This window comes from Bradyrhizobium sp. Ec3.3 (assembly GCF_000472925.1).
GTDB lineage: Bacteria > Pseudomonadota > Alphaproteobacteria > Rhizobiales > Xanthobacteraceae > Bradyrhizobium.
On record NZ_AXAS01000058.1, the window covers coordinates 23,165 to 35,347 of the forward strand.

Genomic DNA, 12,183 nt, shown 5'->3' on the forward strand with positions numbered 1-12,183 from the left:
GCCGGCGCCGCTTTTGCCAAGGCGATGGATGCAACATGCAGTTCGAGTTCTTGCTGGAACAGGTGGTGAATGGCCTCGTGCTCGGCGGCTATTACCTCCTCATCGCGCTCGGACTATCGCTGATCTTCTCCGTCGGCGGCATCGTCAATCTCGCGCATGGCGCTTTCTATGCGCTCGGCGCCTATGTCTTCGTCGAGCTGACGCACCATCTCGGCTTCGGCGCGTCGGTGGTGATCTCGCCGCTCGCCGTCGCGCTGCTCGGCATCGTCTTCGAGCGCTTCATCCTGCGCCGGTTCTATGCGTCCGACCCGATCCTCAGTCTTCTCGTGACCTTCGGCCTTGCGATGGTCGCCGAGCAGGCGATCCGCATGATCTGGGGCGCGGCGCCAGTGTCGGCCGAGATTCCGCAAAGCTTTCGCGGCTCGGTCATCCTCGGTGATTTCCTGTTCTCGCGCTATCGCCTGCTGATATTGGCGGTGGTGGCAGTGGTGCTCGTCGGCATCTGGCTGCTCCTGCACAAGACCTCGTTCGGACGCGTGGTGCGCGCCGGCATCCAGCGGCCGGACATGGTCGCTAGCCTCGGCATCCGCCTTCAGCCCTACATGACCACAATCGTCATGCTCGGCGTCGGCATGGCTGCGCTCGGCGGCGCCTTCTTCGCGCCGATCACCACCGTGCATCCGGCGATGGGCGCCGAGATCATGACGGTCGCCTTCGTCGTCGTCGTGATCGGCGGCCTCGGCAGCTTTTGGGGCGTCGTCATCGCCGCCCTCCTCGTCGGCGTCGTGCGCGGCATCGCGATTCATTTCCAGCCGGCCGCGGGCGAAGCCTCGATCTACATCCTGATGTTCCTGGTGCTGCTGGTGCGCCCGCGCGGCCTGCTCGGCGAACGCATCGAGAAGTTCGAATGACATCCACCTTCGACAAGCTGAAGCCGCTGCTGGTCGCCGCCGCAGCCGTCATCGCACTGCCGTTCGTGCTCAGGGCCCTCGGCCTGTCGCTCAACACCGGCACCTGGGTGATCGCCCTTGCGATCGCCACCATGGGGCTCAACCTCTGCATCGGCTATACCGGCCTCGTCTCCTTCGGCCACAGCACCTGGTTCGGCGTCGGTGCGTACGCGGCCGGGTTGATCCAGCTTCGCTTCTTCCCCGGCGAGATCTGGCTGCCGTTGCTGCTCTCGACGCTCGTCGTCGCCGCGGCTTCAGTGGTAGTCGGCGCGTTGATCCTGCGCCGGCGCGGCGTCTATTTCTCACTTTTGACGCTGGCGCTCGCAGCGCTAGTCTATACGACCGCGTTCCGCTGGACGAGCCTCACCGGCGGCGAAGACGGCCTCGGCGGACTGAAGCGCGGCCACATCGGCCCGCTCGATCTCGACAATTCGCTCGCCTATTACGCCGTCGTCGCCGTCATCGGCCTTGTCGTGCTCTACGTCCTGTTGCGCCTGGTGCGCTCGCCCTTCGGCCATGTGCTGGTCGCGATCCGCGAGAACCAGCTGCGCGCGACGTTCCAGGGCTACCCGGTCGAACGCTACAAGCTCGCGGTCTTCGTGGTCTCGGCAGTCGTCACGGGCATTGCCGGCGCGCTGATCGCGTTCCTGAACTATCTCGTCTCGGCCGAGGCCGTCTCGGTGCCGTTCGCCGGCGAGCTGCTTGCGATGGTCGTGATCGGCGGAATGCGCAGCATGCTGGGCCCGGCGTTAGGCGCGCTGTTCTTCATCCTGTTCCGCGAGCTGTTCTCGATCTGGACGTCGGACTGGCTGTTCTGGTTCGGCATCACTTTCGTCGCCTTCGTGATGTATTCGCCTGGCGGCCTCGTCGGCATCGGCACCTTGATCATGCGTCGCGTCCACCCTCCCGGCGAAGAGTCGGCCGCGATGAGCCGGCGCAAGATCTATGACGGCCTGCCGCTGCCGGCCTTCCTGCGGCCGCAAGCGCTGACCGGGACGGTGCTGGAGGTGAGCGGCGTCTCGAAGAAGTTCGGCGGGATCCGCGCCGTGCACGATGCGAGCATCACCGTCGGAGCCGGCGAAATTCACGCACTGATCGGGCCGAACGGCGCCGGCAAGACCACGCTGTTCAACCTGGTCTCCGGCCTCTACGCGCCGGATCAGGGCAGCATCCGTCTCAACGGCCGCGACGTCGCGGGCGTGCCGTCGAACCTGATCTGCCATCAGGGGCTGGCGCGCTCGTTCCAGATCACCAACCTGTTCCGCGGCCTGACCATCTACGAGAATTTAAGGCTCTCGCTTCAGGCGCGCCGGCCGATGCGCTTCAACATCTGGAACGACATCGACGCGTACGACGACATCCACGCCGAGACGGCGGAGCTGATCAAATTCCTCGGGCTTGAAGGCATCGAGGAGATCGAGGGCGGCGAACTCTCCTATGGCGGGCAGCGGCTTGTTGATCTGGGCATCGCGCTCGGCTCGAAGCCGCAGGTGCTGCTGCTCGACGAGCCTCTCGCGGGGCTTGCCGCCGCCGAGCGCGAGCGCGTCTCCAGCCTCGTCACGAACATCGCCGCCAACATCCCGGTGCTGATCGTCGAGCACGACATCGATCGCGTGCTCGGCTTCTCAGCCGTCGTCACGGTGATGAACCAGGGCGAAGTCTTGATGTCGGACTGCCCCGAGGCGGTGCGCGCAGACCTCAGGGTGCAGGAGATCTACACCGGCACCGGCATTCCCGCCGTCGCGCATCAGCGCAACGACGACACCGCAAGCGAAGCAAAGCCGATCCTGCGCTTCGAGCGCGTCAACACGTTCTACGGCAAGAGCCACATCCTGAGCGACGCCTCGCTCGACGTCCGCGAAGGCGAGATCGTCGCGCTCCTGGGCCGCAACGGCGCGGGCAAGTCGACGCTGCTGAAGACGCTGGCCGGCTTGGTCCCAGCGGCATCAGGCAGCATCGACTATCGTGGCGAGGACATCGCGCACCTGGCGGCGCCCGACATCGCGCGCCGCGGCATCGGCTATGTGCCGCAGGGCCGCGGCCTGTTCGCCGGCATGACCGTGCGCGAGAACCTCGCGCTCGGCCGCCTCGCCCGCAAGACCGACGGCAGCGACGGCGTGGTGTGGGACGAGGCACAGATCCTGCACACCTTCCCGCGGCTGAAGGAGCGCATGAACGTCGCGGCCGACTATCTCTCGGGCGGCGAGCAGCAGATGGTGGCGGTGGCCCGTGCGATGTCCGGCAATGTCCGCCTGCTGCTGCTCGACGAACCCTTCGAGGGACTTGCGCCGGCGGTGACGCTCGAGCTGTTCAAAGTGTTCGACCAGCTCCGGCGGCACATGTCGATCGTGATCGTCGAGCACAATCTCGACCTCGTGCTCGCCCTCGCCGACCGCGTCTTCGCGCTGGAGCGCGGCACGGTGTTCCACCGGGGCCCGGCCAAGCCGCTGCTGACTGACCTCAGCTACCGCAAGCAGATCCTGTGGCTGTAGGCCAGCGGAGACGCGCAGGCAGCCGGTTGGACGACTTACGATTTTCCGAAATAATTTGACACGTCGGGCAAATCACCGGCATAATGCCATCATTGCCAAATCCCTGAAGTGATCCACGCGGTGCGCGGCAACGGCGCGTCGCGATACCTTGCGCGCTACTCATCCTCATCGACATCAGCAACGGGTCCGGCGGGCCGCGGGCGACGATCGGCCCTGCGCGCATCCGCTCAACGCGCCTGCGCGGACCCAAAGGAAGCATCGACATGACGGCATCTTCAGACCACGACACGGCGGCAGCGCTCGCCGCGCCCGACCACCCCCAAACCGCAGCATTCCCGCGCATCAAGATCTCCAAGCGTGGCATTTCGATCGACCATCCGGATCCGGAGGCAGGCGAACGGCTGATGGCTGAAACGTTCGGGGTCGCCGACAGCGACGCCATGTACGGCATCCTCAAGCAATTGGTGAAGGCGAGCGTGAACGGCAACAAGCTCGACCACGCCAATCTCGCCTTCATGATCTCGATGATGCAGGCCATCAAGCCCAGGGACTCCATCGAGGCCATGCTGGCGGCGCAGATGGTCGCCGTGCACGTCACCGCGATGCGAAGTGCCCATCATCTCGCCCGCGCCGGCGACATCCAGAACCAGGATAGCGCCGCCCGTGCGCTCGGCAAGCTCGTGCGCATTTTTCCGGCCCAGATCGAGGCGCTCAACCGTTACCGGCACAACGGCGAGCCGGCCATCACCGTGCAAAACCTGTCGGTGCAGGACGGCGGCAAGGCCATCGTCGGCAACGTCACCCAGCACGCGCACATGATCGTGTCGCGGTCGGGCGCCGTTGCCGCGCTGGCGGAGGCGCGGACGGTCCCGATGCCAATTGTCGGCGAACGGGAGCACGTCGCCGCAAGGCAAGACGCGACTGCATGAGCGGCGGTCACGCCCGCAGTACGAGCGCGATGCTGGCGAGCCCGCGTTGCGGCGCCAGAACGCGCAGCGACCGGTCCTGCCGTGCGCCGGCGGTGCACGGCAAGCTGCGTTGCCGCATGCACGGCGGCGCGGCGGGATCGGGCGCGCCGAGGGGAAACAGGAATGCGCGGAAGCATGGGCTGTTCACGAAGAAGGGCATCGCCGGGAAAAAGCAAGTTCGGGACTTGTTGGATGAGGCGCGGAGACTGCTCAGGGAACTCACGTGATGCCGCCTCCTTCAACTCGGGCTGCCTCGCGTCAAGTCGATCACTCTTTCTTGTGTGACCTAGTTCATAGGCCGTCTCCGTTGAGCAGACTACATTAGGGTTGAGCGTTAGCTCGTTTTGCCGCGCCCGACGGGCGTTTCCTCCCTAGACTGGCCGATCGCTTCAAGCGATCGGCCCTTTCGTCGTGCATGGGCCCTTGACGTCGCGGCCCTTTGCGGGAGCGACGGTTTAATTCATCGGTCCACCCACCTTGGACGGCAGCGCGATCCCCGGGACAGGGAACGCGCGGCACATCTCGACGCTCTTCGCTCTGAGCCGTCTTACCACTGCCGCATCGCCCTTCGACCTGAGAGACTCTGCGATGAGTTCGGCGATAAGCCGCATTTCGGGCTCACCCATGCCACGCGTGGTCGCTGCCGGCGTACCGAGGCGAATGCCGCTGGGTTTGAGCGGCGGACGCGGATCATCGGGAATGATCTGCTTGTTTGCGGTCACTCCGACAGCGTCGAGAATGTCTTCGGCCGCACCGCCGTCCAACCCGGCGCTCGTCACCGTATCCACGACCATCATGTGATTGTCAGTCCCGCCTGTAATCAACTTCATACCGCGCTCCATCAGCGCTTCGGCAAGAACCTTCGCATTGCGCATGACCAGCCGTGCGTAGGTCTGATAGTCGGACGTTGTTGCCTTCTTCAGCGTTACGGCGGTTGCGGCCACGACGTTCATGTGCGGACCTCCTTGCAGTCCGGGGAACACAGACGCGTCGATCTTTCCGGCAAACTCCCGACGACAAAGAATGATTCCCCCGCGCGGCCCGCGAAGTGTCTTGTGTGAGGTCGTCGTCATGATGTCGAAACCCGCATCGAGCGGATTACGCAGAACGTTGCCGGCGATCAAGCCGCCGTAATGGCTCACGTCGGCCATGGTAAGTGCACCCACTTCATCGGCGATGCTCTTGAAGGAGGCGTAATCCAGGTCGCGCGGATAGGAGCTGTAGCCGCACAGCACCAACTTCGGGCGGGCGCGCCGGGCTGTTGCGCGGAGCTCATCGAAGTCAATGGCGCCGCCCTTTGAAGGGTGCGTCTTGTAGCGAGCGAAGTTGAACAGCCGCCCCATGTGGGACACGGGCGCGCCATGCGTGAGATGACCGCCGTGTGAGAGGTCCATTGCCAATATCGTATCTCCAGGCTTCAACAGGCCCAGATACACGGCCTGGTTCATTGGCGACCCCGACAGAGGCTGGACGTTGGCATGCTCGGCGCGGAAAAGCGCGCAGGCTCGCTGTCGAGCAAGGTTCTCTATCTGATCAGTAAATTCTTGCCCTCCATAATACCGGCGCCCCGGATATCCCTCGGAATATTTGTTGGTGAAGACTGATCCAAGCAGCTCGAGAACCTCCGGATAGGTGTAGTTCTCGGAAGGAATCAGCTCAACGCCGTCTTGTTGACGGCGCTCCTCGCCTTCGAGAGCAAGGGCAACTTCAGAATCATAGAGGTGGAGTTCGTTGCGGAATGAGGGCATGGTCCGGGCTCCTTAAGACGCTGAATGGTCAGCTGAAAGGTGCCCAGGCGAACGGCGTTAGAACCCTTCGCGCTTCACCGTGGTCAATTCCACGTAAGCTCGCCAGTCGCGCGGGGGACGAATGAGCCTTCAAGGCTCATCGCGAGCAGAAGGCTAATCAATCCTTGGAGAGCTCGCAAGGGTTCATAGCTGATATTTCGACGCTCAGACGTTGAGACCCAAATTCCGAGGACCGATGTCCGGTCCGCTGCGGACAACGGGCGTGGCAACGGCTTATGCGTCCTTCGGCTCTGAGCCAATCCCGGAAGTCGTCACGCGACCTCACAACAAGCAAAGTTCAATGCGGCTCCGGCAGCGGCGTTCCCGGAAAAGCGAACTCCGAATCGTTGGATGAGGGTGAGAATGCTGCTATGTCCATATCAAGCGCGTTGCTTGCGCAAAGCGCAACGAGCCGCTGCGGATCAGAAGCGCCGCTGAGTAGCTTCGCTCCCAGCTCGCGGAAATAATTCTCGGTCGCGTTTCGCGCCGGTCTATCCTCACTAGCCGACATGTTGAGCCGCCAGCACTTGCTGCGAGATCTGCTCGGAGTCATTTGGAGGCAACGGTCTCCTTGAACAGCTCAATCTTGCCGCGCGCGTTGTCGGTCACCGCAAAGACCTCGTATAGATCGATCTGCGGCTTCATGCCGTAGCGCTGGATGATGCCCTCGAGCCAGGGCCCGGTGTAGAACGCCTTGGCGTCCTCGATGCGCTCCCACTGGTACACGCCGCCGGCCCAGCCGCTTTCGGACCAGAGGAAGTGCTTGCTGATCAGCCCCGTCACTTCGCGGAAGTTTGGTGCGATCTTGTGAAAGTGCTCGTGACACGCGGCGTAGTCGATCTGCGGTGGCAGTTTGTATCGTACAACGGCGGTGATCATGCGACCTCCTTGCAAGGACGCCCCCGGCGCAACATTGATGGCATTCCCGCGATCAAGCAAGCGACGCGGGAAGCCGACATTGGTTAAAGGCGCAAAGCCTAACCAGTCACTTCCGTTCTGCTGCGACGAGCCGACCCTTCCAGAGCATGCTGGACTCGGCTTTAGATAGGCATCGCGCGCCGATCGCTATCAAATGCGACGGACGCTGCCGCGAGTAGGTCAACACGATTGACGAGAGCCTCAATCGCCGCGCAGCTATCTCCCTGCATTTTTTTGCGTTAATGTGAACCTCTTCATAGCTGTGTAGCAGACGGGCTCGGATGATGCCCAACCAAAGAGAGGCGAGCTAAGGCCCCGCAAAGCGCCACCCGGTTCCGATGGGTTTTTTCCATTCACACGCGAGTTTGGGAGCGACACATGGAAAAGCGCGAAATTGGCAACAGCTTGACGAAAGGTCTGTCCGAAACGAAGCGGGACGCTTTCTCCCGCCGCTCGGTGCTGACGTTGGTTTGTACCCTTGGCGCCGCGGCGCCATTTGGGATGTTCGGAGCGGCTCGCGCGCTGACGGTATCAGGGACTGGGTCGCTGAATTATATTCCTGGCGAGCCCTTTATTTGTCGCGCCGCCGCGAACGGTGAAGAGCTGCAGGGCCCGCCCCGCCAACTCAAGCTAGCCTGGAACGCCAACGCAGCCTGCACGGTCGCTGCGCCAGTCGCAAAGGAACGGGGTATCTTCGCCAAACACAACCTCGATGTCGATTTCGTCAATTTCGGCGGTTCGACCGACCAGTTGCTGGAGTCGATTGCAACTGGCAAGGCGGATGCCGGTTTGGGATTGGCCCTGCGCTGGCTCAAGCCGCTGGAGCAAGGCTTCGACGTTCGGATCACCGCTGGTGTGCACGGCGGCTGCATCCGGCTCCTCGGCTCCAAGGCTGCCAACATTGACAGCCTGGAGTCCCTGCGCGGCAAGGCTATCGCGATTAGCGATCAAGCGAGCCCTGCGAAGAACTTCTTTTCGATCTACCTCGCCAAGAAGGGCATCGATCCGGCCCAGGAGGTAGAGTGGCGTCAGTACCCGGCCAATCTGCTCGCGCTTGCCGTCGACAAGGGCGAAGTGCAGGCGCTGGCCGAGATCGATCCACTACCCTATCTGTGGCTCAAGGACGGCAAGCTCAACGAGATCGCAACGAACCTGACGGGTGAATTCGTCGATCGCACCTGCTGCGTTCTCGCGATACGTGGCAGCCTCACCCGAAACGAAATGCCGGTGGCGGCTGCTCTGACACGATCGATACTGGAGGCGGCAGACCGAGTTGCCAGCGATCCCGCCGATGCCGCGGCAATCTATTCAGGCTACGGCGGGAGAGGGTCCGTAGAGGATCTCGCCGCGATGTATCGCAGCCATACTCACCACAATCATCCCGTCGGGGCGGAGCTCAAGAAGCAACTTCTGCTCTACACCGATGAACTCAAGGCAGTGAACGTCATCAAGCGAAGCACCGACCCGGCCAAGTTCGCCGACCGGATCTACCTTGACGTTCTAAGCTGAGCCGATTGGGAAGATCCGCAGTGAGCTCGGTCATCAATGAAGTGCCGAGGCCATCAGAGAAATCGGGTTTCGGCTTTTTTGAAAGTTCAACAACCCGGTCGTTGATTGGCGGACTGTCGGTGGCCGCCGCATGGTCCATGGTCGCCGCGCTCACTGCGTTCTGGCCGGACAAGCTCGAAAGCGATTGGGCCTACACGGGCGCGTTCGCTATTGCCTGCGGCGCATTCGCGCTTGCCCTTGCCTTGGCGACCCTTGCCGGCGTTCGTTTTGTTGCTTTCCAGCGTCTCCAGCGGCTTCTTCCGTGGCTGTTCGCGCTGGCGCTGTTTTTGGCGGCTTGGGAGGTCGTCACAGCAAAGCTCGGATTACTGCCGCTGCCGTTTTTTCCGCCGCCGCAGGCCATCGTCGAAGTCGCAATCGATGATTGGGGGCGGCTGGCTGAAGGTATCTTCGCTTCAGCTCGTCTGCTCGCGACCGGTTATTGTCTCGGTGCGGCAGTGGGGTTCGTGACCGGCGTGGCGATCGGCTGGTCGCGGCTCGCCGGTTATTGGATCCACCCAGTCTTGCGGTTCATCGGGCCGCTCCCCGCGACGGCCTGGCTGCCGCTCGCATTTTTCGTTTTCCCGTCCAGCTTCAGCGCCAGCATTTTCCTGATTGCGCTCGCCACCGGGTTTCCGGTTACCGTGCTCACCTGGTCGGGCGTCGCCGGCGTGAAGAGCTCCTATTACGATATCGCGCGGACATTGGGAGCAACCCAGCGCTTCCTCGTGCTCAAGGTCGCCATTCCGGCGGCAATGCCGCACGTTTTCGTTGGCCTGTTCATGGGCCTTGGCAATTCGTTTGCGGTTCTTGTCGTAGCGGAAATGCTGGGCGTGAAGGCAGGGCTCGGCTGGTATCTGCAATGGGCGCAGGGTTGGGCGGCCTATGCCAATATGTACGCCGCGCTGCTGCTCATGGCGTTCTTGTGCTCCGGTCTGATTACGCTGCTGTTCCGCTTTCGGGACCGTCTGCTATCCTGGCAGAAGGGCCTGGTGCGATGGTAGCGGCGACCGCAAGCGATCATGCGGTCCGCGGATCGACGCTGACGCTCCGCGAGGTGAGCCATCGCTTCGATCTCGAGGGCCAGCCCCTGCCGGTATTGGACCGCATCAGCCTGCAGGTCGGCCGCGGCGAATTTGTCGCTCTCCTGGGACCGAGCGGGTGCGGAAAATCGACCTTGCTGCGGCTGGTCGCGGGGCTCGACACTCCAACGGCCGGCTCCCTGCTAGCGGAAGGACGGGAGATCGAAGCACCCGATCCGTCGCGGGTCGTCGTTTTTCAAGACCCCACGCTTTATCCATGGCGGACGGTGTGGAGCAACGTTGCGCTCGGCCTGGAAGCCCGTGGGTTGCTGCGCACCCATCGCGGACGTGTCGAAAACGCCTTGCGCCTGGTGGGGCTCACGAACTTCGCCAATGCCTACCCGCACCAGCTTTCCGGCGGCATGGCGCAGCGCGCGGCTCTGGCGCGTGCGCTTGTCAACGACCCGAAGCTGCTCATTCTCGACGAACCTTTGGGCCAGCTCGACTCGCTGACCCGCATCGCGATGCAGGCGGAACTTGTATCACTTTGGCAGCGCTCGAGCTTCACGGCGCTGCTGGTCACGCACGATGTCGAGGAGGCGCTCTTGCTCGCCGGCCGCGTCATCGTGCTGAGCGACCGACCTGCACGGATCAAAGCCGAAATAGTCAACAGCCAGCCCTATCCCCGCCACCGGGGCGATCCGCACTTCGTTGAGCTTCGTCGCGAAGTGTTCGAGCATCTCGGCCTCGATGAGGCATGGTAGCCGTCGCGTCGCGTGGGCCTGCTATCTTGGCGGGAACACGCATATGTCGTCTCCTCGATCGGCAACACCCGTCTTCCCAACAAGACTGACGCGAAGTTCCGTATTCCGAATTCGTTAGGAACGAAGGCGCGCGCCCGGCGTCACACGGTCGTTCATCCCTGTGAAGGACACGCGATCATGGTACGCGAAGGCCCAGCCGAACCATCCCAGCCCGACGTCGCCGAGACGACGGAAGCCAGACAGGCTCGTCCCTATGGCATGCTGTTCACGGCGCTGGTCGCAGCCGCGGCCATCGTCATTGCGATCTATTTTGTCGCAACAAAGGCCGAGCCCACGGTGACGTTCAGCACACACACGGCCGTCACGCATCTGGCGCCCTGTGATACTCGTCGCGCTGCAGAACGCCGAAGCCGAACCATCCCTAGTAGACGCAGTGGTGTTGAATGAGGCCTTCGTCATTGAGGTCCATGGCCTCGACGAAATCCATCTGCTCTCCGTTACCCGCAACATGGCCGACATCCAGGTGCGGCGGTTGCCCGTGCTCAATCGCGACAAGCGGCTGGTCGGAATCATCGCGCTCGGCGATATCGCCGTGTGCAGGCCAGGCGACGGTGCCGCGGAGGCGCTGCACGGAATCTCGCAAGCAGGCGGACAGCACGCGGGCGCGATCACCGGGCGAAGAAAGTTCGTTCGCCCTGCTCAACTTTCTTATGTGACCTAGATCATAGGCTGTGTCAGTTGAGCGGATGACATTAGGCGATCGGTTGAGCATTCGCTCGCCTTGCCGCGCCCGACGGGCGTTTCGTCCCTAGACTTGGCCGATCGCTTCAAGCGATCGGCCCTTTCGTCATGCAGGCGCCCCTAGCGCTTCGGCCTGGGCAGCACGATCCTGCCCTGTGAAGCAATGCCACCCCATTTGGCGGTCCAACCGACTTTCGAGGCGGAAGGCAGCTCGGCGCCTTTTTGACCGCGAGCACCCTGCAGGGCAAACAGGGCGCCTTGAGGATCGGCACATCGCGCTATCCAGCAACCATCAGGCAATTCGATCGGACCCTGGAGAATCCGGCCTCCACCACTATTGACGCGCTGGGCCGCCGCGCCGATGTCGTCGACATTGAAGTAATAGAGCCAGCACGGCTGCGATACGCTCGGAAGCTTGGTGAGCATCCCGCCGATCATCTGCCCGGCCGCCGAAAACAATTCATACAGGTCTGCCGGATCGGTTTCGCCGTAGGCCTTCTGCCAGCCGAAGAGCTGGCCATAAAAGTCAAAGACCTTGTTTCGGTCTTCAGCCAGCAACTCATGCCAGCCCACGCGCCCAGGCTGGTCCAACCCGCCGGGTTGCCGCTGGCCATATGTCAGTCCGGTGACCAGCGCAAACGTCGCTCCTTGCGGATCGGCGACCACTGCAATTCGGCCGATATTGCTGTCGGTCGGCGATACCAGAATGGCGCCCCCAAGACGGCGGATCTGCGCGGCCTTCGTATCCATGTCATCGACGGAGACGTAGCCGACCCACCTCGGTGTCGCCCCCAATTGCCGTCCCTCTTCCGGCAGTTCCATGAGACCGCCGACCGGAGAATCGCCGGCGGCAACCACAGTGTAAGCGAATCCTGCCGTCGAGGCGTCCTTCACGTCCCAGCCGACAACCTTGCCATAGAAGGCGCGGGCTGCCGCGACGTCGGTGGTCATGAGTTCGTACCAGGCGAAGTGTCCGGGTTGATCGACCAAGCCAGT

12 protein-coding genes and 1 riboswitch are annotated in these 12,183 nt (G+C 62.9%); of the genes, 9 read left to right on the forward strand and 3 right to left on the reverse strand.

Translation table 11 applies throughout. The features are described from left to right. Positions 1 to 35 precede the first annotated feature (35 nt). The 4 genes from YUU_RS0136880 (at position 36) to YUU_RS62585 (ending at position 4,637) form a co-directional block, all read left to right on the forward strand. Positions 36 to 911, forward strand: coding sequence for a branched-chain amino acid ABC transporter permease (locus tag YUU_RS0136880; protein WP_027526827.1), 876 nt, complete (start codon positions 36 to 38; stop codon positions 909 to 911). After that, positions 908 to 3,442: a branched-chain amino acid ABC transporter ATP-binding protein/permease gene (locus YUU_RS0136885; RefSeq protein ID WP_027526828.1), complete on the forward strand. Its 2,535-nt coding sequence runs from the start codon at positions 908 to 910 to the stop codon at positions 3,440 to 3,442. Before YUU_RS0136880 ends, YUU_RS0136885 begins: the two co-directional genes overlap by 4 nt. Positions 3,443 to 3,705: 263 nt before the next feature. Continuing rightward, positions 3,706 to 4,371: a hypothetical protein gene (locus tag YUU_RS52935; protein WP_063621793.1), complete on the forward strand. Its 666-nt coding sequence runs from the start codon at positions 3,706 to 3,708 to the stop codon at positions 4,369 to 4,371. A 29-nt stretch (positions 4,372 to 4,400) separates the two neighbouring features. After that, entirely contained in the window at positions 4,401 to 4,637 is a 237-nt protein-coding gene (locus YUU_RS62585; protein ID WP_305728044.1) for an HGGxSTG domain-containing protein, read from the forward strand. Positions 4,638 to 4,865: 228 nt separating this feature from the next. Here YUU_RS62585 and glyA read toward each other — a convergent pair whose 3' ends face one another. After that, positions 4,866 to 6,158: a serine hydroxymethyltransferase gene (gene glyA / locus YUU_RS0136900; protein ID WP_027526830.1), complete on the reverse strand. Its 1,293-nt coding sequence runs from the start codon at positions 6,156 to 6,158 to the stop codon at positions 4,866 to 4,868. A gap of 34 nt (positions 6,159 to 6,192) precedes the next feature. Further along, a riboswitch (ZMP/ZTP riboswitch) is annotated at positions 6,193 to 6,278 on the reverse strand. 468 nt (positions 6,279 to 6,746) lie between these two features. Continuing rightward, complete coding sequence (locus tag YUU_RS0136905) at positions 6,747 to 7,076, reverse strand: hypothetical protein (protein ID WP_027526831.1); 330 nt, start codon at positions 7,074 to 7,076, stop codon at positions 6,747 to 6,749. A gap of 417 nt (positions 7,077 to 7,493) precedes the next feature. On the opposite strand from YUU_RS0136905, the gene YUU_RS0136910 reads away from it, so the two are divergent. From YUU_RS0136910 to YUU_RS52945, 5 genes are all read left to right on the forward strand, one after another. Further along, the gene (locus YUU_RS0136910) at positions 7,494 to 8,624 is read left to right on the forward strand and encodes an ABC transporter substrate-binding protein (RefSeq protein ID WP_084801717.1); all 1,131 of its coding nucleotides are present in this window, start codon (positions 7,494 to 7,496) and stop codon (positions 8,622 to 8,624) included. Between the two features lie 101 nt (positions 8,625 to 8,725). Further along, positions 8,726 to 9,664 carry an ABC transporter permease gene (locus YUU_RS52940; RefSeq protein ID WP_371260546.1) on the forward strand — a complete coding sequence of 313 codons (939 nt, stop codon included), beginning with the start codon at positions 8,726 to 8,728 and terminating at the stop codon, positions 9,662 to 9,664. After that, positions 9,658 to 10,446 carry an ABC transporter ATP-binding protein gene (locus YUU_RS0136920; RefSeq protein WP_027526833.1) on the forward strand — a complete coding sequence of 263 codons (789 nt, stop codon included), beginning with the start codon at positions 9,658 to 9,660 and terminating at the stop codon, positions 10,444 to 10,446. The genes YUU_RS52940 and YUU_RS0136920 overlap by 7 nt, the downstream gene beginning before the upstream one ends. Positions 10,447 to 10,623: 177 nt before the next feature. Beyond that, entirely contained in the window at positions 10,624 to 10,893 is a 270-nt protein-coding gene (locus YUU_RS59245; RefSeq protein WP_156944713.1) for a hypothetical protein, read from the forward strand. Further along, a complete protein-coding gene (locus YUU_RS52945) occupies positions 10,883 to 11,167 on the forward strand; it encodes a hypothetical protein (protein ID WP_371260545.1) in 285 nt (94 codons plus the stop codon). Before YUU_RS59245 ends, YUU_RS52945 begins: the two co-directional genes overlap by 11 nt. Positions 11,168 to 11,307: 140 nt before the next feature. Here YUU_RS52945 and YUU_RS0136930 read toward each other — a convergent pair whose 3' ends face one another. Beyond that, positions 11,308 to 12,177, reverse strand: a complete 870-nt coding sequence (locus YUU_RS0136930; RefSeq protein ID WP_245288212.1) for a VOC family protein — start codon at positions 12,175 to 12,177, stop codon at positions 11,308 to 11,310. Positions 12,178 to 12,183: the final 6 nt, after the last annotated feature.

What these genes read in the sequence shown, in the direction of transcription:
- glyA (WP_027526830.1), bottom strand. Translation starts at nt 6,158, where the DNA reads ATGCCCTCATTCCGCAACGAACTCCACCTCTATGATTCTGAAGTTGCC.
- YUU_RS0136920 (WP_027526833.1), top strand. Translation starts at nt 9,658, where the DNA reads ATGGTAGCGGCGACCGCAAGCGATCATGCGGTCCGCGGATCGACGCTG.
- YUU_RS0136910 (WP_084801717.1), top strand. Translation starts at nt 7,494, where the DNA reads ATGGAAAAGCGCGAAATTGGCAACAGCTTGACGAAAGGTCTGTCCGAA.
- YUU_RS52935 (WP_063621793.1), top strand. Translation starts at nt 3,706, where the DNA reads ATGACGGCATCTTCAGACCACGACACGGCGGCAGCGCTCGCCGCGCCC.
- YUU_RS0136885 (WP_027526828.1), top strand. Translation starts at nt 908, where the DNA reads ATGACATCCACCTTCGACAAGCTGAAGCCGCTGCTGGTCGCCGCCGCA.
- YUU_RS62585 (WP_305728044.1), top strand. Translation starts at nt 4,401, where the DNA reads ATGCTGGCGAGCCCGCGTTGCGGCGCCAGAACGCGCAGCGACCGGTCC.
- YUU_RS59245 (WP_156944713.1), top strand. Translation starts at nt 10,624, where the DNA reads ATGGTACGCGAAGGCCCAGCCGAACCATCCCAGCCCGACGTCGCCGAG.
- YUU_RS0136905 (WP_027526831.1), bottom strand. Translation starts at nt 7,076, where the DNA reads ATGATCACCGCCGTTGTACGATACAAACTGCCACCGCAGATCGACTAC.
- YUU_RS0136880 (WP_027526827.1), top strand. Translation starts at nt 36, where the DNA reads ATGCAGTTCGAGTTCTTGCTGGAACAGGTGGTGAATGGCCTCGTGCTC.